Raw genomic sequence first — 22,413 nt, forward strand, 5'->3', positions numbered from 1 at the left:
GATTACAACGGTTCATGGCATAGGCTGTGCGGTACATAGATATTGCAGCGTTTTTGAAGAGGTCGATTACTGTTCGATGTCTATGGCATGGACGGTTCGATGCTGGCGTGGCTGAAAGAACGCTACTCACGGTAGGCGGCAGTTCTTACTTGCCGGGATCATGAACGCCCCCTAGTCTAGATAAAGCGAATTCGTCCGGAAGACGAGCAAGCAGTGCCAATACAAGGGACCTCATGAATCAAACGCGGACTCTCGGAACGCCACGGCTGTTGGGCATCGTCTGGCCCTTTATCGCCGTTGTGGTGTTTCAAGCCTTGTTGGGCGGCGTTAGCCTTTACGTGCTGTCGGCGGTTCGCGGCTATGTTGCCGGCGAAAGCCTGTGGTCCAAGGGGCAGAAAGACGCCATCTATTATCTCAATCTCTACGCCGATAGCGCCGACGAAGCGATTTTTCGTAAATACCAGCACGCTATTTCCGTGCCTCAGGGCGGGCATGAGTTGCGCGTGGCGCTGGATCATCAACCGCCGAATATCGAGGCGGCACGTGTGGCGATTCTCAAGGGTGGCAACCACCCGGAAGACGTTTCCAGCCTGATCTGGCTGTACCTCAACTTTCGTCACTTCAGTTACCTCGAAAAAGCCATCAACCTTTGGACCGTGGGGGATGCCTATCTGGTCCAGCTCGATGACGTTGCGCGGGACATGCATCAGCACATCACTGCCGGCCCGGCCTCCGGCGCGGATGTACAGCGCTGGAAGGAGCAGATTTTCGCCATCAACGACGGCGTGACGCCGGCGGCAAAGGCGTTCAGCGATGCCTTGGGTGAAGGTTCGCGGGTCATTCTTCGTTTGCTGCTGCTGACTAACCTCGCCACTGCTCTTGGATTGATTGCGCTGGCGCTGATGCGCACCCATAAACTGCTCAAGCAGCGCCATGCGTTCGCCGATGCGCTGCAACTGGAAAAAGAACGGGCGCAGATCACCCTGCAATCAATTGGTGATGGGGTGATCACCACGGATGTTTCCGGTGCAATCGCCTACATGAATCCGGCGGCCGAGGCGATGACCCACTGGAAGGCCGAGCAAGCGACAGGGTTGCCGCTGGCGGCGCTGTTCAACCTGCTGGATGAAAACGCCCAGACCGATGGTTTCACCCTGATCGAGCATATTCTGAGCGGCCAACTCAGTGGCGGCAGTGAGCACTCCAAGCTGATTCAACGCCTGGATGGCAGCACGGTGTCGGTGACGCTGGTGGGGGCGCCAATCCGCAATGCCGGCAAAGTCAGCGGGACGGTGCTGGTGCTGCATGACATGACCCAGGAGCGGCAGTACATCGCCAATCTGTCGTGGCAGGCGACCCACGATGCCTTGACCGGCCTTGCCAACCGTCGCGAGTTCGAATATCGCCTGGAACAGGCGCTGCACAACCTGACCCGCCATTCGGGTCGCCATGCCCTGATGTTCCTCGATCTGGACCAGTTCAAGCTGGTCAACGACACCTGCGGCCACGCGGCGGGGGACGAACTGCTGCGGCACATCTGCGCGCTGTTGCAATCGGGGCTGCGCGAAGGCGACACCCTGGCGCGCCTTGGCGGCGACGAGTTCGGCATCCTGCTGGAAAACTGCGCACCGGAAGCGGCGGAGAAAATTGCCGAAAGCCTGCGCCAGACGGTGCAGAATCTGCATTTTGTCTGGAAAGGCCGGCCTTTCGTGACCACTGTCAGTATCGGGCTGGTCCATGTCGCGCAGAACCCGACGACGCTCGAAGCCTCGCTGCGTGCTGCCGACATGGCGTGCTACATGGCCAAGGAAAAGGGTCGGAACCGGGTCCAGGTCTATCATCCGGATGACTCGGAATTGTCCCTGCGCTTCGGCGAGATGGCCTGGGTGCAGCGTTTGCACATGGCGCTGGAGGAAGACCGCTTCTGCCTGTATGCCCAGGAAATCGCCCCCTTGGGTCATGTCGATCAGGACGGCGGGCACATTGAAATCCTGCTGCGATTACATGATGAAGCCGGGCGGATGATCTTGCCCGACAGTTTCATTCCGGCAGCCGAACGCTATGGCCTGATGAGCTCGCTTGATCGTTGGGTGGTGCAAAACGTGTTCAAGATCATCGCCCAATGCCGGGCCGAGCAAGGCCACGGACCGCTGGCCATGTGTGCGATCAATCTGTCAGGCACGACGATCGGGGATGAGGCGTTTCTGGACTTCTTGCGCGAACAGTTTGTGACGTATTCGATTCCGCCTGAAATGATTTGTTTTGAAATTACTGAAACCAGTGCCATTTCAAATCTTGGCAGCGCAATTCGATTCATTAATGAACTCAAAGGCTTAGGCTGCCATTTTTCGCTGGATGATTTTTGCGCCGGAATGTCCTCATTCGCGTACCTGAAACATTTGCCTGTAGACTTCCTGAAGATCGACGGGAGTTTCGTAAAGGATATGCTGGACGACCCGATTAACCGCGCCATGGTCGAAGTGATCAATCACATTGGCCATGTGATGGGTAAGCGCACGATTGCCGAGTTTGTCGAAACGCCCCAGATCGAGCAGGCATTGCTGGAGATCGGGGTGGATTACGCTCAAGGGTATGTGATTGAACGCCCGCAGTTGTTTACCAGTGATAGTCTGTTAAGTCGTCCCGCCAGGCCTCAACCGCTGTTGTTCAAGGCGCCTGGCACGTTCCGTTGAGACTCCTGCCGGTCTTACAATCACAATCAAAAGGAGCTCGACAGTGATCGATACATTCAACCGAACCGGACCGCTCATGGAAGCTGCAAGTTACCCTGCCTGGGCCCAGCGCCTCATCCAGGATTGCAGCGAGAGCAAGCGCCGGGTTGTCGAACACGAACTGTACCAACGCATGCGAGACAACAAACTCAGTGCGAAGGCCATGCGCCAGTATCTGATCGGTGGCTGGCCGGTGGTCGAACAGTTCGCGTTGTATATGGCACAAAACCTGACCAAGACCCGCTTTGCCCGTCATCCCGGCGAAGATATGGCCCGTCGCTGGCTGATGCGTAACATCCGCGTCGAGCTGAACCACGCCGATTACTGGGTGAACTGGAGTCGCGCGCACGGTGTCAGCCTGGAAGAGCTGCAGGCTCAGCAGGTTCCCCCCGAGCTTCACGCCCTGAGTCATTGGTGCTGGCACACCAGTTCAGCCGACTCGCTGATCGTTGCGATTGCCGCCACCAACTACGCCATCGAAGGGGCGACCGGGGAATGGTCGGCGGTAGTGTGTTCCAACGGTATCTACGCCGCCTCGTTCCCCGAGGAAGATCGCAAGCGGGCGATGAAGTGGCTGAAGATGCATGCCCAGTACGACGATGCCCATCCATGGGAAGCCCTGGAGATCATCTGCACATTGGCGGGTACCAACCCCGGCAAATCCCTGCAGGTGGAGTTGCGTCAGGCCGTTTGCAAGAGCTACGACTATATGTACCTGTTTCTCGAACGTTGCATGCAAATGGAGCACGCAGAGCGGGTACCGGTCGTGCGTGAGCGGATGGCATTGGCCGAGAGCTGATCCAGAAATCACGCAATAAAAACTGTGGGAGCGGGCTTGCTCGCGAAGGCGGAATATCAGTGACATCCATGCCACCTGATACACCGCATTCGCGAGCAAGCCCGCTCCCACATTGGTTTGTGTCGTGGCTGAAAAATCAGCCCGCCATCTCCAGCCGGTTACGACCTTCGCGCTTGGCCACATACAACGCGCTGTCTGCCCGTCGCAACAGGCTTTCGGCAGACTCGCCGGGCAACAGGGTCGAACAGCCGAGGCTGACCGTCAGCAGGATCCTGTGACCATCGGCCAGGTACTCTTCAGACTGGGCTGCAAACCGCAGCCGCTCACCGACCATGGCCGCGGCCTCGCGACAGGTATTCGACAGCAGGATCAGGAACTCCTCGCCGCCATAGCGGAACACCATGTCCACGTTGCGCAGCTGGTTTTTGATCGTGGCGGCGACCGCCTTGAGCACGTCATCACCTGTGCTGTGGCCATGGGTATCATTGACTAGCTTGAAATGATCGATGTCCAGCATCAGTACTGACAACGGTTGCAGATGGCGCCGGGACAGTTCGATTTCCCTTTGCAGCGTCTGGTCCATGGCGATGCGGTTACCGGCACCCGTCAGCGGGTCACGCAGTGCGCTTTGGGTGGCGGTACGGTACAGCAGCGCATTGCGCATCGGGAAAAGCAGTGCGGCTAGCAGTGATTCGAGATTGCCCTGATCCTGTTCGCTGAAACGCTGATTGCGACGGAAGATCAGCTCACCCAGGTGTTCGCCTTCGTGGCTGAGGCTGTAACTGATGGAGTGGTGGCCGCGTTGGCCGAACTCCAGGCGCAGGTCACTGCTCTTGTGCTGGTAGCACAAGGCGTCCAACGGTACCAACCGCTGAATCTCGCGATAGAACGTCCCAAGAATGCGTTGCGGCTCCAGACTGGTTTGCAACTGCAGGCTCAGTTGCTGGCGCAATTGCGCAAGACTGACAGGTCTTTCCAGGAGGGGCGGCTGCTGACCAAAGCCCAGGCGCTGCAATTTGGCGCTATCGAAGTCAATTGCGTTGGTCTGGGAAGGTGGTTTCATAAGGCATGCGCCCCTAAGCAGTAAGGCTGTCTTACAAGCAGGGTGAGAGCGGCTTAGGGCTGCGCGTCGTACTGGTCCGTCAGTCCCGTAGGACATTTCGTACAAGTTTAATCCGCTTTGTAGAAGATGAGTAATCTCTGCGCTCAAGCTTCACCCCCGTCTGCTTTCACTTTACGTGTCTGAGCAAACTTAGAGCGAAAGTCGTGCCATTCGGTTCATCCGAATAAAAGCTGTATTAAATCAATGGGTTGTTGGTTGTCTGCTGCCTGTGTAGCGCGGCGTGTGACGTTTGTTTGACAGGTGCCTGGCTCGAACCCGAGAGCCTTCAAGTGCCGCGACAGGAAGCTGGCGCGGCACTAAAAAGCGACGTACGGTCGTTACTGGGCGTTGAACGCCTGGCCATTGATACCGGTGCTGTCCGGGCCCATCAGGTAAAGGTAGACCGGCATGATCTCCTCGGGCGTCGGGTTGTTCAGCGGGTTTTCACCCGGGTAAGCCTGGGCGCGCATGCTGGTGCGGGTGGCGCCCGGGTTGATGCTGTTGGAGCGCACCGGGGCCACAGTATCGACTTCGTCAGCCAGGGTTTGCATCAAGCCTTCAGTGGCGAATTTGGAGACGCCGTAAGCGCCCCAATACGCACGCCCCTTGCGGCCGACGCTGCTGGAAGTGAACACCACCGAGGCATCCTGCGACAACTTGAGCAGCGGCAGCAGGGTGCTGGTGAGCATGAACATGGCATTGACGTTGACTTGCATGACCCGCATGAAGTTTTCGCCGGAAAGCTGCTCGATCGGCGTGCGCGGGCCGATGATCGAGGCATTGTGCAGGAGACCGTCGAGATGCCCGAATTCGCTTTCGATCATCGCTGCCAGCTCATCGTATTGATGGGGCAGGGCGGTTTCGAGGTTGAAGGGGATGACTGCCGGTTGTGGATGGCCGGCGGCTTCGATTTCGTCGTAGACCTGGGTCAGGTTGGCTTCGGTCTTGCCCAGCAGCAGCACGGTTGCGCCGTGTGCCGCGTAGGTTTTTGCCGCTGCGGCACCGATGCCGCGTCCTGCGCCGGTGACCAGGATGACCCGATCCTTGAGCAGTTCGGGGCGGGCGGAATAATCAAACATAAAAAACCTCTACAAAATTCTTCAGGTCAAGCGCTATCCCTGTAGGAGCGAGCTTGCTCCGGGCGGCGTTCCGACGATGGGCGTAAACGATGACGCGACAAGTCTGGCACCCCGTGGCGCTCTCAGGTTCTTCGCGAGCAAGCTCGCTCCTACAGAGGTCAACGACAGTCTCAGCAGCTACAGAGGGCGCTATCCAAAACCTTGCGCAGCTCCAACGGATGATCGACCACCACATCCGCCCCCCAATGCCGCGGGTTGTCATCCGGGTGGATATAGCCGAAGGTCACTGCAGCGGTCTTGGTGCCGGCATCACGGCCGGACTCGATGTCGCGCAGGTCATCGCCAACGAACAGCACGCTGGCCGGATCGAGGTCGAGCATCTTGCAGGCGAGGATCAGCGGCTCTGGATCGGGTTTGCTGTTCTTCACGTGATCCGGGCAGATCAGCAGTGCCGAACGCTCGGCCAGCCCCAGTTGCTGCATGATCGGCTCGGCAAACCGCAGTGGCTTGTTGGTCACTACGCCCCAGATCAGGTTGGCTTTTTCGATGTCGGCCAGCAGTTCGCCCATGCCGTCGAACAGCTTGCTATGGACGGCGCAACCGACGAGGTAGCGCTCCAGGAACTCCAGGCGCAATTCCTCGAATCCCGGCGATTCCGGGTCCATGGAGAAGGTCACTGCGACCATCGCCTTGGCGCCGCCGGAAATCTCGTCGCGAATGTGTTTGTCGTTCATCGGTGGCAAGCCGCGGTCGGCACGCATCGCCTGACAGATCGCAATGAAGTCCGGCGCGGTGTCGAGCAGGGTGCCGTCCATGTCGAAAAGAACTGCTCTGATAGGCATCGGGTTACTCCTCGCGCAGGGTCTGGATCATGTAGTTGACGTCCACGTCGGAGGCCAGTTTGTAGTGCTTGGTCAGCGGGTTGTAGGTCAGGCCGATGATGTCCTTGACGGTCAGGCCGGCCATGCGGCTCCAGGCGCCAAGTTCGGAAGGGCGAATGAATTTCTTGAAGTCGTGGGTGCCGCGCGGCAGCAACTTCATGATGTATTCGGCACCGACGATGGCGAACAGGTACGCCTTCGGATTGCGGTTGATGGTCGAGAGGAACACCTGGCCGCCGGGCTTGACCATGCGGAAGCAGGCACGGATGACCGACGACGGGTCTGGCACGTGCTCAAGCATTTCCAGGCAGGTGACCACGTCGAACTGCTCGGGCATTTCCTCGGCCAGGGCTTCGGCGGTGATCTGCCGGTATTCGACGCTCACGCCCGACTCCAGCTGATGAAGCTGGGCAACCGCCAACGGCGCTTCGCCCATGTCGATACCCATCACGGTCGCGCCGCGCTGAGCCATGGCCTCGCTGAGGATGCCGCCGCCGCAACCGACGTCGAGGACCTTCTTGCCGGCCAGGTTGACCCGCTCGTCAATCCAGTTCACCCGCAGCGGGTTGATGTCGTGCAGCGGTTTGAATTCGCTTTCGCGGTCCCACCAGCGATGGGCCAGGGCCTCGAATTTGGCGATTTCGGCGTAGTCGACGTTGCTCATGGTTTAAGTCCTCTAAAACTTGAAAAATCCTGTTGCCCCGGATTGTGCTCCAGGGTGCTTACGATTCGGTGCGGCCGCTGATGCGCCGGCCCCAGGCCTTCGCGACAGTGCCAAGCTGTTGTTCATCCAGGCGTGTCAGGCGACGGTCGTCGAGCAACTGCTTGCCGGCAACCCAAAGGTGTTTCACGCAGTCCCGGCCGGTGGCGTATATAAGCTGCGAAACCGGGTCGTAGACCGGCTGCTGGGCCAGGCCCGAGAGATCGAAAGCCACCATGTCCGCGGCCTTGCCGATTTCCAGCGAACCGACTTCGGCCTCGATACCCAGTGCCCGGGCGCCGTTGAGGGTGGCCATGCGCAAGGCACGATGGGCATCCAGCGCGGTGGCCGAGCCGGCGACAGCCTTGGCCAGCAGGGCCGCGGTGCGGGTTTCGCCGAGCAGGTCCAGGTCGTTGTTGCTGGCCGCGCCATCGGTGCCGACCGCGACATTGACCCCAGCCTGCCACAAGCGCTCTACCGGGCAGAACCCGCTGGCCAGCTTCAGGTTCGATTCCGGGCAATGAATCACACTGCTGTTGCTTTCTACCAGCAGTGTCATGTCTTCTTCGCTGATCTGGGTCATGTGAACCGCCTGGAAGCGTGGCCCCAGCAAGCCCAGGCGCGCCAGTCGGGCCAGCGGTCGTTCGCCGCGCTGCTCGACCGATTGCTGCACTTCAAACGCCGTTTCATGCACGTGCATGTGGATCGAGGCGTCCAGTTCTTCGGCGATCACCCGGATTTTTTCCAGGTTTTCATCGCCCACGGTGTAGGGTGCATGGGGGCCAAAGGTGATTTTGATGCGCTCGTGGTGCTTGAGATCGCCAAACAACTCGACACCCTGACGAATGGCTTCGTCCGCTGTAGCGGCGCCCGGAATGGGGAAGTCGAGGATCGGAATCGCGATCTGCGCGCGAATGCCGCTGTTGTGCACGCGCTCGCTGGCAACCTTCGGGAAGAAGTACATGTCAGAGAAACAGGTGATGCCACCTTTGATTTGCTCGGCGATGGCCAGATCCGTGCCGTCGCGCACGAAGTCCTCGTCGACCCACTTGGCTTCGGCGGGCCAGATGTGGTTTTCCAGCCAGGTCATCAATGGCAGGTCATCGGCCAGGCCACGGAACAGCGTCATCGCCGCGTGCCCGTGGGCATTGATCAGGCCGGGGCTGAGCAACATGTCGGGCAACTCGCGGGTTTCGGTTGCGTTAAGCTTCAGTGCGGCGGAACGTGGGCCGATAAACACGATGCGCCCATCACGGATGCCCACGCCGTGTTCCTTGAGGACAACACCAGCGGGTTCGACGGGTACCAGCCAGGTCGGCAGCAATAACAGGTCGAGCGCAGCGGCAGTGTTCGGCATCGAGGGTCGGTTCCAGTGCTTTTGTAAAGGATGGCGAAGTATACCCGAGCGTCTTCGCGGGGGGATCGCTATAATCGGCGGCTTTTGTTCATGAGTGCGGGGTGAGGGATGCGCGATCGACTGTTGGCTGCGGAAAAGGTAAAGGCCATCGATTGGCGTGATGGCGCTCTCCATCTGCTGGATCAGCGCATTTTGCCGTTCGAGGAAACCTGGATCGCCTACACCAGTGCAGCCGGTGTGGCCGAGGCCATTCGCTCGATGGTGGTGCGCGGTGCGCCGGCGATTGGTATCAGTGCCGCTTATGGCATCGTGCTCGCGGCCCGTGCCCGGATTGCCGAAGGTGGCGACTGGTACGCGGCGCTGGAAGAGGATTTCGCGCTGCTGGCCGATTCCCGTCCCACTGCAGTCAACCTGTTCTGGGCGCTGGGCCGCATGCACGACCGGCTTGATCGCCTGAAAGACAATGCCGATCCGCTGGAGGTGCTGGAAGCAGAGGCCATCGCCATTCACGAAAGCGATCGCGAAGCCAACCTGACCATGGCGCAACTGGGTGTGGACCTGATCCGCAAGCATCAGGGCAACGCCCAGGCGATCCTGACTCACTGCAACACCGGCGCACTGGCCACGGGCGGCTTTGGCACGGCGCTGGGGGTGATTCGTGGGGCTTTCATCGAGGGCATGGTCGAGCGGGTGTATGTCGACGAAACCCGCCCATGGCTGCAGGGCTCGCGGCTGACCGCGTGGGAACTGGCCAATGAAGGCATTCCCGTGACCCTCAATGTCGATTCCGCCGCCGCGCATATCATGAAGACCAAAGGCCCTACCTGGGTCATCGTCGGTGCTGACCGGATCACCGCCAATGGCGACGTGGCCAACAAGATCGGCACCTATCAACTGGCCGTCAACGCCATGCACCACGGCGTGCGCTTCATGGTGGTGGCGCCGAGTTCGACCATCGACATGCACCTGGCCAGCGGCGATGACATTCCGATTGAGGAGCGTGATGGCCGCGAGTTGCTGGAGGTCGGCGGCAAGCGGGTGGGCGCGGATGTCGAAGCGTTCAATCCGGTGTTCGATGTGACTCCGGCGGACCTGATCGATGCGATCGTCACCGAAAAAGGCATCGTCGAACGCCCGGATACGGCGAAGATGGCGCAGTTGATGTGCCGCAAGCGTCTGCATTGATCATCTCCGGCGTCTGAGGAATCGCCATCGCGAGCAAGCTCGCTCCCACAGTGTTTGCGGTGCACACAAAACCTGTGGGAGCGAGCTTGCTCGCGATGGGGCCGTCAAACCCAATGAACCAACCCGAATCAGCCACAAATTCTCCATTCAACACGGCTCTAAGCCCCTCTCGTCCCCTTCAAGCCTGTCACCGGTCAACTAACTACTCTCCATGCGCATCTGGGGGATAGGTGCGTGGCGGCTCTTGTGATAACATCCGGCGGTTTCCAGGGTTGCCCGAAGTGGCGACCCGTACTGCGCAGATCCATGGCATAACTCGTTGATTTGTCGTAAGTCGGTGCATGGCACTCAGCCTGTATCGGCGAGCTTCGTTGGTCCCATATGGATGTGACGAAGTTTCACCAGAAAAAGGAATCAGGCTTCTCATGGGCGAACTGGCCAAAGAAATCCTCCCGGTCAATATCGAAGACGAGCTGAAGCAGTCCTACCTCGACTACGCGATGAGCGTAATTGTCGGGCGGGCACTGCCGGATGCGCGCGATGGCTTGAAGCCCGTGCACCGGCGCGTGCTGTTCGCGATGAGCGAGCTGGGCAACGACTTCAACAAGCCGTACAAGAAATCTGCCCGTGTTGTCGGTGACGTGATCGGTAAGTATCACCCGCACGGTGATACCGCGGTGTACGACACCATCGTTCGGATGGCGCAGCCATTCTCCCTGCGCTACCTGCTGGTAGACGGCCAGGGCAACTTCGGTTCGGTGGACGGCGACAACGCCGCGGCCATGCGATACACCGAAGTGCGCATGACCAAGCTGGCGCACGAGCTGCTGGCTGACCTGCATAAAGAAACCGTGGACTGGGTGCCGAACTACGACGGCACCGAAATGATCCCGGCGGTCATGCCGACCCGTATTCCCAACCTGCTGGTCAACGGCTCCAGCGGTATCGCCGTGGGCATGGCGACCAACATTCCGCCGCACAACCTCGGTGAAGTCATCGACGGTTGCCTGGCGCTCATCGACAATCCAGAGCTGACTGTCGATGAACTGATGCAATACATCCCCGGTCCGGACTTCCCGACCGCAGCGATCATCAACGGTCGTGCCGGCATCATCGAAGCCTACCGCACCGGTCGCGGGCGCATTTACATGCGTGCCCGCTCGATGATCGAAGACATCGACAAGGTCGGTGGCCGTCAGCAGATCGTCATCACCGAACTCCCTTACCAGCTGAACAAGGCGCGTCTGATCGAGAAGATCGCCGAGCTGGTAAAAGAGAAGAAGCTCGAAGGCATCACCGAACTGCGCGACGAGTCCGACAAGGACGGTATGCGCGTCGTGATCGAGCTGCGTCGCGGCGAAGTGCCTGAGGTCATCCTCAACAACCTCTACGCCCAGACCCAGCTGCAAGCGGTGTTCGGTATCAACATCGTCGCGCTGATCGACGGCCGTCCGCGGATCCTGAACCTCAAGGACCTGCTGGAAGCCTTCGTCCGTCACCGTCGCGAAGTGGTTACCCGTCGTACCGTGTTCGAACTGCGCAAGGCGCGCGAGCGTGGTCACATCCTTGAAGGTCAAGCCGTTGCCCTGTCGAACATCGACCCGGTCATCGCCCTGATCAAGGCGTCGCCAACGCCGTCGGAAGCCAAGGAAGCGCTGGTCAGCACCCCTTGGGAGTCCTCGGCTGTGGTGGCGATGGTCGAGCGTGCCGGCGCCGATTCGTGCCGTCCGGAAAACCTCGATCCGCAATACGGTCTGCGCGACGGCAAGTACTTCCTGTCGCCAGAGCAGGCGCAAGCCATTCTGGAACTGCGTCTGCACCGCCTGACCGGCCTGGAACACGAAAAGCTGCTGGCCGAGTATCAAGAGATCCTCAACCAGATCGGCGAGCTGATCCGCATCCTCAACAGCGCCACGCGCCTGATGGAAGTGATTCGCGAAGAGCTGGAAGTGATTCGCGCCGAGTACGGCGACGTGCGTCGTACCGAAATCCTCGATGCCCGTCTCGACCTGACCCTGGGTGACATGATCCCGGAAGAAGAGCGCGTCGTGACCATTTCCCACGGTGGCTACGCCAAGACCCAGCCGCTGGCTGCGTACCAGGCCCAGCGTCGTGGCGGTAAAGGCAAGTCGGCGACCGGCGTCAAGGATGAGGACTACATCGCTCACCTGCTGGTTGCCAACAGCCACACCACGCTGCTGCTGTTCTCCAGCAAGGGCAAGGTGTACTGGCTGAAAACCTACGAAATCCCTGAAGCGTCCCGCGCTGCCCGTGGTCGTCCGCTGGTCAACCTGCTGCCGCTGGACGACGGTGAGTACATCACCACCATGCTGCCGGTCGAGGAATACACCGAAGGTCATTACATCTTCATGGCCACCGCCAACGGCACCGTGAAGAAGACCCCGCTGGAATCCTTCAGTCGTCAACGCAGCGTCGGCCTGATCGCACTGGAACTGGATGAAGGCGACGTGCTGATTTCCGCGGCCATCACCGATGGCGAGCGTGAAGTCATGCTGTTCTCCGACGGAGGCAAAGTGACCCGTTTCAAGGAATCCGACGTTCGCGCCATGGGCCGTACCGCCCGCGGTGTGCGCGGCATGCGTCTGCCGGAAGGTCAGAAGCTGATTTCCATGCTGATTCCGGAAGAAGGCAGCCAGATCCTCACCGCTTCGGCGCGTGGCTACGGCAAGCGCACGGCGATCACCGAGTTCCCTGAATACAAACGTGGCGGTCAGGGCGTTATCGCCATGGTCAGCAACGAACGTAACGGCCGTCTGGTCGGTGCGGTCCAGGTACTCGACGGCGAGGAAATCATGCTGATTTCCGACCAGGGCACCCTGGTGCGTACCCGTGTCGACGAAGTGTCCAGCCTGGGTCGTAACACCCAGGGCGTGACCCTGATCAAACTGGCCAACGACGAAACACTGGTCGGGCTGGAGCGGGTTCAAGAGCCGTCGGAAGTCGAGGGTGAAGAGCTGGAAGGTGAAGAGGGTGAAGGGTTTGTTGGTGAAGTCGTGATCGACGACGTTGCCGAAGACCAGCAACTCGACGCCGCCGCTGACGAAGAACCACAGGAATAAGTGGGCAAGCAGGGGGCGGATGAAAATTCGCCCCCTTGTTGTTTGTCCCTTTAGAAAATTTCGACACCCACGACGATCAAATGTGGGAGCGGGCTTGCTCGCGAATACGGTCTGACATTCAGCACAGATGTCGCCTGAAACACCGCTTTCGCGAGCAAGCCCGCTCCCACATTGGTTCCGTGGTGATTGATGTTGTGATTTATTGCGTGATACCACCAAATCAGAGCGAGATTGGATGTGAGCAAGAGAGCCTATAACTTCTGTGCCGGTCCTGCGGCGCTTCCCGAAGCTGTCCTGCAGCGCGCCCAGGGTGAACTCCTCGACTGGCACGGCAAGGGTCTGTCGGTCATGGAAATGAGCCATCGCAGTGATGAGTTCGTGTCCATCGCCACCAAGGCCGAGCAGGATCTGCGTGATCTGCTGAATATCCCCTCGAACTATAAAGTGCTGTTTCTGCAAGGCGGCGCCAGCCAGCAATTTGCTCAGATCCCTCTGAACCTGTTGCCGGAAAACGGCTCGGCCGACTATATCGACACCGGTATCTGGTCGCAGAAGGCCATCGAAGAAGCTTCGCGTTTCGGCCACGTCAACGTTGCCGCCACCGCCAAGCCTTACGATTATTTCGCCATTCCCGGTCAGAACGAGTGGAAGCTGTCGAAAGACGCGGCCTACGTTCACTACGCGCCGAACGAAACCATCGGCGGCCTGGAGTTTCAGTGGATCCCGGAAACCGGCGATGTTCCGCTGGTGGCCGACATGTCCTCGGACATCCTGTCGCGCCCGGTGGATGTGTCGCGCTTCGGCATGATCTACGCCGGTGCCCAGAAAAACATCGGCCCGAGCGGTATCGTCGTCAACATCGTACGCGAAGACCTGCTGGGCAAGGCCCGTTCCCTGTGCCCGACCATGCTCGACTACAAGGTCGCGGCCGATAACGGTTCGATGTACAACACCCCGCCGACGCTGGCCTGGTACCTGTCCGGCCTGGTGTTCGAGTGGCTCAAGGAACAGGGCGGCGTCGAGGCCATCGGCAAGCTCAACGAAGTCAAGCAGCGCACGCTGTACAGCTTCATCGATGCCAGCGGCCTGTATAGCAACCCGATCAACAAGTCGGACCGCTCGTGGATGAACGTGCCGTTCCGCCTGGCTGATGATCGCCTGGACAAGCCGTTCCTGGCCGGTGCCGACGAGCGTGGTCTGTTGAACCTCAAGGGCCACCGTTCCGTGGGTGGCATGCGCGCCTCCATCTATAACGCCGTCGACATCAACGCCGTCAATGCGCTGATTTCGTACATGGCAGAGTTCGAGAAGGAACACGGCTAATGTCTGAGCAAGAACTCAAGGCACTGCGCCTGCGCATTGATGCCCTGGACGAAAAGGTCCTGGAGCTGATCAGTGAGCGTGCGCGCTGCGCCCAGGAAGTCGCGCGAGTAAAGATGGCCTCGCTGGCCGAAGGCGAAGTGCCGGTGTTCTATCGTCCCGAGCGCGAAGCTCAGGTGCTCAAGCGTGTCATGGAGCGCAACCAGGGGCCGCTGGGCAACGAAGAGATGGCGCGGTTGTTCCGTGAAATCATGTCTTCGTGCCTGGCGCTCGAACAGCCGCTGAAAGTGGCTTATCTCGGCCCTGAAGGCACCTTCACTCAGGCAGCGGCCATGAAGCACTTCGGCCACGCCGTGATCAGCAAGCCGATGGCGGCGATCGACGAAGTGTTCCGTGAAGTGGCGGCGGGGGCGGTGAATTTTGGTGTGGTGCCGGTGGAGAACTCCACCGAAGGCGCGGTCAACCACACCCTCGACAGCTTCCTCGAACATGACATGGTGATCTGCGGTGAAGTCGAGCTGCGTATCCACCATCACCTGTTGGTCGGTGAAAACACCAAGACCGACAGCATCAGCCGCATCTACTCCCACGCCCAGTCACTGGCCCAGTGCCGCAAGTGGCTGGACGCCCATTACCCGAATGTCGAGCGCGTGGCGGTGTCCAGCAACGCCGAAGCGGCCAAGCGGGTCAAGGGTGAGTGGAACTCGGCGGCGATTGCCGGCGATATGGCGGCCGGCCTGTACGGCTTGACCCGTCTGGCCGAAAAAATCGAGGACCGTCCGGATAACTCCACGCGCTTCCTCATGATCGGCAACCAGGAAGTGCCACCGACCGGCGACGACAAGACATCGATCATCGTTTCGATGAGCAACAAGCCGGGTGCGCTTCACGAGTTGCTGGTGCCGTTCCACGACAATGGCATCGACCTGACGCGAATCGAGACTCGTCCGTCGCGCAGCGGTAAATGGACCTATGTGTTCTTCATCGACTTCGTCGGCCACCACCGCGACCCCTTGGTCAAAGGTGTGCTGGAAAAGATCAGTCAGGAAGCGGTGGCACTCAAGGTGCTGGGTTCCTACCCGAAAGCAGTTCTCTAAGGGGCGGTAGCAAATGAGTGGCAATTTCCTCGCTCTGGCACAGCCGGGCGTGCAACAACTTTCGCCTTACGTTCCGGGCAAGCCCGTGGACGAACTGGCGCGTGAGCTGGACCTCGATCCAGCCAGCATCATCAAGCTGGCGAGCAACGAAAACCCGCTGGGCGCTGGTCCCAAGGCGCTGGCGGCGATCCGCGATGCGCTGGCCGAGCTGACCCGTTATCCGGATGGCAACGGTTTTGCCCTCAAGAGCCTGCTGGCCGAGCAGTGTCGTGTCGAACTCGACCAGGTCACGTTGGGCAACGGTTCCAACGACATCCTGGAACTGGTTGCGCGTGCTTATCTGGCGCCGGGCCTGAACGCCGTGTTCAGCGAGCATGCGTTCGCTGTCTACCCGATTGCCACTCAGGCGGTCGGCGCACAGGCCAAGGTGGTTCCGGCCAAGGATTGGGGGCATGACCTGCCTGCCATGCTGGCGGCGATCGATGCCAACACCCGCGTGGTGTTCATCGCCAACCCGAACAACCCGACCGGGACCTGGTTCGACGCCGAGGCGCTGGACGAATTCCTGCAGGATGTGCCGGAGCATGTGCTGGTCGTACTGGACGAGGCTTACATCGAATACGCCGAAGGCAGCGATCTGCCGGATGGCCTGGATTTCCTGGCGGCTTATCCGAACCTGCTGGTTTCCCGCACCTTCTCCAAGGCCTATGGCCTGGCGGCGCTGCGCGTGGGTTATGGCTTGTCCACGGCGGTGGTCGCAGACGTGCTGAACCGTGTACGCCAGCCGTTCAACGTCAACAGCCTGGCCTTGGCCGCGGCCTGTGCGGCGTTGAAGGACGAAGAGTATCTGGCGCAAAGCCGTCAGTTGAACGAGTCCGGCATGCAGCAGCTGGAGGCCGGTTTCCGTGAGCTGGGGCTGAGCTGGATACCATCCAAAGGCAATTTCATTTGCGTCGATCTCGGTCAGGTTGCGGCCCCGGTGTTCCAGGGCTTGCTTCGTGAAGGCGTGATCGTGCGTCCGGTGGCCAACTACGGCATGCCAAACCACCTGCGCATCACCATTGGCCTGCCGGCAGAGAACAGCCGCTTCCTTGAGGCGCTGACCAAGGTTCTGGCTCGTGGTTGATGTCACTGCGCTGCAATCTGCTGAGCCTATGATCGGTCGCCTGGTGGTGGTCGGTCTCGGGTTGATCGGCGGTTCGTTTGCCAAGGGCTTGCGTGAAAGCGGTCTGTGCCGCGAAGTGGTTGGAGTCGATCTCGATCCGCAATCGCGCAAGCTCGCGGTCGAGTTGGGTGTGGTGGATCGCTGCGAGGAAGACCTGGGCATTGCTTGTCAGGGCGCCGACGTCATCCAGCTGGCGGTGCCGATCCTGGCCATGGAGAAAGTGCTTGCGCGTCTGGCGGGCATGGATCTGGGGCGGGCGATCCTGACCGATGTCGGCAGTGCCAAGGGCAATGTGGTGCGCGCGGCCACCGAAGCATTTGGCAAGATGCCGTCATGCTTTGTGCCGGGGCACCCGATTGCCGGTTCAGAGCAGAGTGGGGTGGAAGCCTCCAACGCTGAACTGTTCCGTCGCCACAAAGTGATCCTGACGCCGCTGGAGCAAACCGATCCGGCAGCCCTGGCGGTAGTCGACCGTTTGTGGCGCGAGTTGGGCGCCGATGTCGAGCACATGCAGGTCGAGCGTCACGACGAAGTACTGGCCGCGACCAGCCATCTGCCGCACTTGCTGGCGTTCGGCCTGGTCGATTCGCTGGCCAAACGCAATGAAAATCTTGAGATCTTCCGTTACGCTGCGGGCGGTTTCCGCGATTTCACAAGAATCGCCGGAAGCGACCCGGTCATGTGGCACGACATCTTCCTCGCCAACCGCGAAGCTGTCCTGCGCACACTCGATACATTTCGCAGCGATCTCGACGCCTTGCGCGACGCGGTCGATGCAGGGGATGGGCACCAATTGTTGGGCGTTTTCACTCGCGCCCGGGTTGCCCGCGAGCATTTCAGTAAAATCCTGGCCCGCAGGGCCTATGTGGACGCTATGAATTCCAACGATCTGATTTTCCTGGCTCAACCTGGTGGCCGCCTGTCCGGTCGGATTCGCGTACCGGGTGACAAATCGATTTCCCACCGTTCGATCATGCTTGGCTCCCTGGCCGAAGGCGTCACCGAAGTCGAAGGTTTCCTCGAGGGCGAAGATGCCCTGGCGACCTTGCAGGCGTTCCGTGACATGGGCGTGGTCATCGAAGGTCCGCACCACGGTCGCGTGACCATTCACGGCGTCGGCCTGCATGGCCTGAAGCCGGCACCGGGCCCGATCTATCTGGGCAACTCCGGTACTTCGATGCGTCTGCTGTCCGGCCTGTTGGCTGCGCAGAACTTCGACAGCACCCTGACCGGCGACGCTTCGCTGTCCAAGCGCCCGATGAATCGCGTGGCCAATCCGCTGCGTGAAATGGGCGCGGTGATCGAAACCGCCGCCGAAGGTCGTCCACCGATGACCATTCGTGGTGGTAACAAGCTCAAGGGCCTGACCTATACCATGCCGATGGCCAGTGCCCAGGTTAAGTCCTGCCTGCTGCTGGCCGGTCTGTATGCCGAAGGCAAGACCACGGTCACCGAGCCTGCTCCGACCCGTGACCATACCGAGCGCATGCTGCGTGGCTTCGGCTACCCGGTAACGGTCAACGGTGCGACCGCATCGGTCGAGTCCGGCAACAAGCTGACCGCGACCCACATTGAAGTCCCGGGTGATATTTCGTCCTCGGCGTTCTTCCTGGTAGCGGCATCGATCGCTGAAGGTTCGGAACTGGTGCTGGAACACGTCGGCATCAACCCGACCCGTACCGGCGTGATCGACATCCTGCGCCTGATGGGCGCTGACATCACCCTGGAAAACCAGCGTGAAGTGGGTGGCGAACCGGTGGCTGACTTGCGCGTACGTGCAGCTAAACTCAAGGGTATCGAGATTCCCGAGGCGCTGGTTCCGCTGGCGATCGACGAGTTCCCGGTGCTGTTCGTCGCCGCAGCCTGTGCCGAAGGGCGCACCGTGTTACGTGGTGCCGAAGAGCTGCGGGTCAAGGAGTCGGATCGCATCCAGGTCATGGCGGATGGTTTGCTGGCGCTGGGCGTCAAGTGCGAGCCAACCCCGGATGGCATCATCATCGACGGCGGTCAGATCGGCGGCGGTGAAGTGCACGGTCATGGTGATCACCGTATCTCCATGGCGTTCAGCGTCGCTTCGCTGCGCGCCAGTGCGCCAATCCGCATTCATGATTGCGCCAACGTCGCGACGTCGTTCCCGAATTTCCTGGCGCTGTGCGCACAGGTCGGTATTCGCGTGGCGCAAGAGGCACAGTCGTGAACAACATTGCACCGGTCATCACCATCGATGGGCCAAGCGGTTCGGGCAAGGGTACGGTAGCCGGGATTCTGGCCAAGCGCCTGGGCTGGAACCTGCTGGACTCCGGTGCGTTGTACCGATTGCTGGCCTTCGCCGCGCATAACCATGGTGTCGACCTGACCAATGAAGAGCTGCTGAAGAAACTCGCCGCTCATCTGGATGTGCAGTTCATTGCGGCGACGGACGGTCAGTTGCAACGCATCATTCTGGAAGGTGATGAAGTCAGTGATGTCATTCGCACCGAAAGCGTCGGTTCCGGTGCTTCCCAGGTAGCTGCGTTGCCGGCTGTACGCGAGGCGCTGCTGCAGCGCCAACGGGCTTTTCAGGAGGCGCCGGGCCTTGTGGCGGATGGTCGCGACATGGGCACAGTGGTTTTTCCGGACGCACCGCTGAAGATTTTTCTGACCGCCAGCGCCGAGGAGCGGGCGCGCCGTCGATATTTGCAGTTGAAGGGCAAGGTCGAGGGTGTTAGTCTGTCGAGTCTGCTAGATGAGATACGTGCGCGCGATGAGCGTGACACCCAGCGAGCGGTAGCCCCGCTTAAACCGGCGGCTGACGCCATACAGCTGGATTCCACGGAATTATCCATCGACCAGGTGCTGGAACGCATCATGAGCGAGATCGCCATTCGCGATATCGCCGGGTGACCAAGAAGGCCGCAGGGGACCAGTCATAGTCCTGCGGTGGCTTCTTTTAAATGAAACTAACCCACACCGTCTGGGGTGTGGAGATGGGCGTATTCTTCGCCCTCATCAACAGGAATTAAAATGAGCGAAAGCTTTGCGGAACTCTTTGAAGAAAGCCTAAAAACCCTGAACCTTCAGGCAGGCTCCATCATCACCGGTGTTATCGTTGATATCGATTACCAAGCTCGCTGGGTAACCGTTCACGCTGGCCTGAAGTCTGAAGCACTCATCCCGCTTGAGCAGTTCTACAACGACGCTGGCGAACTGAACATCAACGTCGGTGACGAAGTTCACGTTGCTCTGGACTCGGTTGAAGACGGCTTTGGTGAAACCAAGCTGTCCCGTGAAAAAGCCAAGCGCGCTGAATGCTGGATTGTTCTGGAAGCAGCCTTCGCAGCCGAAGAAGTGGTCAAGGGCGTTATCAACGGTAAGGTTAAAGGCGGCTTCACTGTCGACGTTAACGGCATCCGTGCGTTCCTGCCAGGTTCTCTGGTTGACGTCCGTCCAGTGCGCGACACCACGCACCTGGAAGGCAAAGAGCTGGAATTCAAGGTCATCAAGCTGGACCAGAAGCGCAACAACGTTGTCGTTTCCCGTCGCAGCGTCCTGGAAGCCGAGAACTCCGCCGAGCGCGAAGCTCTGCTGGAATCCCTGCAGGAAGGCCAACAAGTCAAAGGTATCGTCAAGAACCTCACCGATTACGGCGCATTCGTCGATCTGGGTGGCGTCGATGGCCTGCTGCACATTACCGACATGGCTTGGAAGCGTATCAAGCATCCTTCCGAAATCGTCAACGTTGGCGACGAGATCGATGTCAAGGTTCTGAAATACGATCGCGAGCGCAATCGTGTTTCCCTGGGCCTGAAGCAACTGGGCGAAGATCCATGGGTTGCTATCAAAGCCCGTTACCCAGAAAGCACTCGCGTTACCGCGCGTGTAACCAACCTGACCGACTACGGCTGCTTCGCTGAGCTGGAAGAAGGCGTTGAAGGTCTGGTACACGTTTCCGAAATGGACTGGACCAACAAGAACATCCACCCTTCGAAAGTCGTACAAGTCGGCGACGAAGTGGAAGTCATGGTTCTGGACATCGACGAAGAGCGTCGTCGTATCTCCCTGGGCATCAAGCAGTGCAAATCTAACCCATGGGAAGATTTCTCTGGCCAGTTCAACAAGGGCGATAAAATCTCCGGCACCATCAAGTCGATCACCGATTTCGGTATCTTCATTGGTCTGGACGGCGGCATCGACGGTCTGGTTCACCTGTCCGACATCTCCTGGAACGAAGTGGGCGAAGAAGCCGTTCGCCGCTTCAAGAAGGGCGACGAGCTGGACACCGTTATCCTGTCGGTTGACCCAGAGCGCGAGCGCATCTCCCTGGGTATCAAGCAACTGGAAAGCGATCCGTTCTCCGAGTACGTTCAAGAGAACGACAAAGGCGCCATCGTTAAAGGCATCGTGAAGGAAGTTGACGCTAAAGGCGCCATCATCACTCTGGCCGACGATATCGAAGCGACTCTGAAAGCCTCCGAAATCAGCCGTGACCGCGTTGAAGACGCGCGCAACGTTCTGAAAGAAGGCGAAGAAGTAGAAGCCAAGATCATCAGCGTTGACCGCAAGAGCCGTGTAATTCAGCTCTCGATCAAGTCGAAAGACGTTGAAGACGAGAAGGAAGCAATCCAGAGCCTGCGCGACAAGCCAGTAGCTACTGATGCTCCTGTGGCCACCACTCTGGGTGACCTGCTGCGTGCACAAATGGAAAAGCAGAACTAAGTTCTGACTTTCTGTAAAAAAGGGCGACTTCGGTCGCCCTTTTTTGTGCCTGGCGTTTGGTGAATTGCGTTCGGATGTGGTTGCTTGGGTCGTGAACCAAAAACGCCGAAAGGAGGTCTGAATGTTTAGTCGGATCAATCGCTTATTTGCAGCTAGTCTTTAGCCTGAGGCTAATGATCGCCTGGCAGGCTTTCTGGCAAAAGGACGTGAATGAACAAGCTCATTGTCGCAGTGGCAGTGCTGGCATTGGCGGGTTGTACCACCAGCGCCAAAAATCACGTAGTGCGTGGGGTTAGCGGTATTGAGGTCGATTGCTCGGGGCTCGGTTCGAAATGGGAGAAGTGTTACAAGCGTGCGGCCAGGGAATGCAAGGGGATGGGCTACCAGGTTGTGACAAGGTCTGATGATCTCAAGGAAGAGGAGGAGGAAGGGGGGCTTTTTGGGTTCAACCCGGCAGGTTTTCTGACGCGCACTATGCTGGTGATTTGCCGATGACAGGGTGATCGCCCAGAGTCTTCCCGTTCCGGGAATCAAGCATTTTGGGGGCCTGGGATGGATGGCAAAACTCAGGCTGTTCAAAATCGTGCAGGCATGCTAAAACCTTTGAAGCGCTGATCTAGCTGCTTGAAAAAGAAGGGAAAAATATGACGAAGTCGGAGTTGATCGAACGAATTGTCACCCATCAAGGGCTGCTCTCATCCAAGGATGTGGAGCTGGCCATCAAGACCATGCTTGAGCAAATGTCCCAATGTCTGGCTACCGGGGATCGTATCGAGATCCGGGGGTTTGGCAGCTTCTCTCTGCACTACCGCGCACCACGGGTAGGGCGCAATCCGAAAACCGGCCAGTCTGTCAGTCTCGATGGCAAGTTCGTTCCGCATTTCAAGCCCGGGAAAGAGCTGAGGGATCGGGTAAATGAGGATGAGGACGAGGATGTAAAGCAGTAATTGATATTTGCGGGAAGCTTTTCGATGAGTTATGTCAAACGCATAGTTTATTCTGTAATCGCACTGCTGATTGTATTTGCGACAGTCATTTTTGTGCTTGAAAATAAGCAATCTGTTTCACTGGTGTTTCTTGGGTGGTCGTCGCCTGAGCTTCCGCTAGCTGTATCGCTAATTTTGGTGTTGCTGAGCGGTATGGCAATAGGGCCTCTTTTAGCTTTTATTTTTGCGCAAAAGAAGAAAAGACATCCTGGAATTAGTTAAAATACGAGCTTGG

18 protein-coding genes are annotated in these 22,413 nt (G+C 59.2%); 13 read left to right on the forward strand and 5 right to left on the reverse strand.

Annotated elements, in window-relative coordinates; translation table 11 throughout:
• The first annotated feature begins 233 nt into the window (after window positions 1–233).
• The gene (locus KGB29_RS03955) at window positions 234–2,693 is read left to right on the forward strand and encodes an EAL domain-containing protein (protein WP_154860287.1); all 2,460 of its coding nucleotides are present in this window, start codon (window positions 234–236) and stop codon (window positions 2,691–2,693) included.
• Between the two features lie 76 nt (window positions 2,694–2,769).
• Window positions 2,770–3,531 (forward strand): iron-containing redox enzyme family protein, encoded by a 762-nt coding sequence (locus KGB29_RS03960; protein WP_263290313.1) that lies wholly within the window; start codon window positions 2,770–2,772, stop codon window positions 3,529–3,531.
• Window positions 3,532–3,667: 136 nt separating this feature from the next.
• On the opposite strand, the gene KGB29_RS03965 is transcribed toward KGB29_RS03960, so the two are convergent.
• The 5 genes from KGB29_RS03965 to KGB29_RS03985 all read right to left on the reverse strand — a co-directional run bounded on the left by KGB29_RS03965 (window position 3,668) and on the right by KGB29_RS03985 (window position 8,650).
• Window positions 3,668–4,594, reverse strand: coding sequence for a GGDEF domain-containing protein (locus KGB29_RS03965; RefSeq protein ID WP_057713764.1), 927 nt, complete (start codon window positions 4,592–4,594; stop codon window positions 3,668–3,670).
• A 377-nt stretch (window positions 4,595–4,971) separates the two neighbouring features.
• Window positions 4,972–5,712 (reverse strand): YciK family oxidoreductase, encoded by a 741-nt coding sequence (locus KGB29_RS03970; protein ID WP_007999919.1) that lies wholly within the window; start codon window positions 5,710–5,712, stop codon window positions 4,972–4,974.
• Window positions 5,713–5,882: 170 nt separating this feature from the next.
• Complete coding sequence (gene mupP / locus KGB29_RS03975) at window positions 5,883–6,554, reverse strand: N-acetylmuramic acid 6-phosphate phosphatase MupP (RefSeq protein WP_057713765.1); 672 nt, start codon at window positions 6,552–6,554, stop codon at window positions 5,883–5,885.
• A 4-nt stretch (window positions 6,555–6,558) separates the two neighbouring features.
• On the reverse strand, window positions 6,559–7,257 hold the full coding sequence (ubiG, locus tag KGB29_RS03980; RefSeq protein WP_103397011.1) for a bifunctional 2-polyprenyl-6-hydroxyphenol methylase/3-demethylubiquinol 3-O-methyltransferase UbiG: 699 nt from the start codon (window positions 7,255–7,257) through the stop codon (window positions 6,559–6,561).
• 58 nt (window positions 7,258–7,315) lie between these two features.
• Window positions 7,316–8,650 carry a TRZ/ATZ family hydrolase gene (locus KGB29_RS03985; RefSeq protein ID WP_150812240.1) on the reverse strand — a complete coding sequence of 445 codons (1,335 nt, stop codon included), beginning with the start codon at window positions 8,648–8,650 and terminating at the stop codon, window positions 7,316–7,318.
• Window positions 8,651–8,758: 108 nt separating this feature from the next.
• On the opposite strand from KGB29_RS03985, the gene mtnA reads away from it, so the two are divergent.
• The 11 genes from mtnA (at window position 8,759) to KGB29_RS04040 (ending at window position 22,400) form a co-directional block, all read left to right on the forward strand.
• A complete protein-coding gene (mtnA, locus tag KGB29_RS03990; RefSeq protein WP_057713768.1) occupies window positions 8,759–9,835 on the forward strand; it encodes an S-methyl-5-thioribose-1-phosphate isomerase in 1,077 nt (358 codons plus the stop codon).
• A gap of 425 nt (window positions 9,836–10,260) precedes the next feature.
• Window positions 10,261–12,915, forward strand: coding sequence for a DNA gyrase subunit A (gene gyrA, locus KGB29_RS03995; protein ID WP_057713769.1), 2,655 nt, complete (start codon window positions 10,261–10,263; stop codon window positions 12,913–12,915).
• Between the two features lie 237 nt (window positions 12,916–13,152).
• Window positions 13,153–14,238, forward strand: coding sequence for a 3-phosphoserine/phosphohydroxythreonine transaminase (serC, locus tag KGB29_RS04000; protein ID WP_057713770.1), 1,086 nt, complete (start codon window positions 13,153–13,155; stop codon window positions 14,236–14,238).
• Entirely contained in the window at window positions 14,238–15,332 is a 1,095-nt protein-coding gene (gene pheA, locus KGB29_RS04005; protein WP_007939916.1) for a prephenate dehydratase, read from the forward strand. The genes serC and pheA overlap by 1 nt, the downstream gene beginning before the upstream one ends.
• A 13-nt stretch (window positions 15,333–15,345) precedes the next feature.
• Window positions 15,346–16,458 carry a histidinol-phosphate transaminase gene (gene hisC, locus KGB29_RS04010; RefSeq protein WP_057713771.1) on the forward strand — a complete coding sequence of 371 codons (1,113 nt, stop codon included), beginning with the start codon at window positions 15,346–15,348 and terminating at the stop codon, window positions 16,456–16,458.
• Window positions 16,459–16,486: 28 nt separating this feature from the next.
• Window positions 16,487–18,694: a bifunctional prephenate dehydrogenase/3-phosphoshikimate 1-carboxyvinyltransferase gene (locus tag KGB29_RS04015; RefSeq protein WP_256355644.1), complete on the forward strand. Its 2,208-nt coding sequence runs from the start codon at window positions 16,487–16,489 to the stop codon at window positions 18,692–18,694.
• Window positions 18,691–19,380 carry a (d)CMP kinase gene (gene cmk, locus KGB29_RS04020; RefSeq protein WP_007973641.1) on the forward strand — a complete coding sequence of 230 codons (690 nt, stop codon included), beginning with the start codon at window positions 18,691–18,693 and terminating at the stop codon, window positions 19,378–19,380. The genes KGB29_RS04015 and cmk overlap by 4 nt, the downstream gene beginning before the upstream one ends.
• 120 nt (window positions 19,381–19,500) lie before the next feature.
• Entirely contained in the window at window positions 19,501–21,192 is a 1,692-nt protein-coding gene (rpsA, locus tag KGB29_RS04025; protein WP_007973639.1) for a 30S ribosomal protein S1, read from the forward strand.
• A gap of 210 nt (window positions 21,193–21,402) precedes the next feature.
• Window positions 21,403–21,687, forward strand: coding sequence for a hypothetical protein (locus KGB29_RS04030; RefSeq protein WP_218543305.1), 285 nt, complete (start codon window positions 21,403–21,405; stop codon window positions 21,685–21,687).
• Window positions 21,688–21,836: 149 nt separating this feature from the next.
• Window positions 21,837–22,139 carry an integration host factor subunit beta gene (gene ihfB, locus KGB29_RS04035; RefSeq protein ID WP_154910848.1) on the forward strand — a complete coding sequence of 101 codons (303 nt, stop codon included), beginning with the start codon at window positions 21,837–21,839 and terminating at the stop codon, window positions 22,137–22,139.
• 24 nt (window positions 22,140–22,163) lie between these two features.
• Window positions 22,164–22,400 (forward strand): lipopolysaccharide assembly protein LapA domain-containing protein, encoded by a 237-nt coding sequence (locus KGB29_RS04040; RefSeq protein ID WP_154910847.1) that lies wholly within the window; start codon window positions 22,164–22,166, stop codon window positions 22,398–22,400.
• The last annotated feature ends 13 nt before the right edge of the window (window positions 22,401–22,413 follow it).

The sequence above is a fragment of the Pseudomonas sp. BF-B-30 genome, from assembly GCF_019956305.1.
GTDB classification, from domain to species: Bacteria; Pseudomonadota; Gammaproteobacteria; order Pseudomonadales; family Pseudomonadaceae; genus Aquipseudomonas; species Aquipseudomonas jessenii.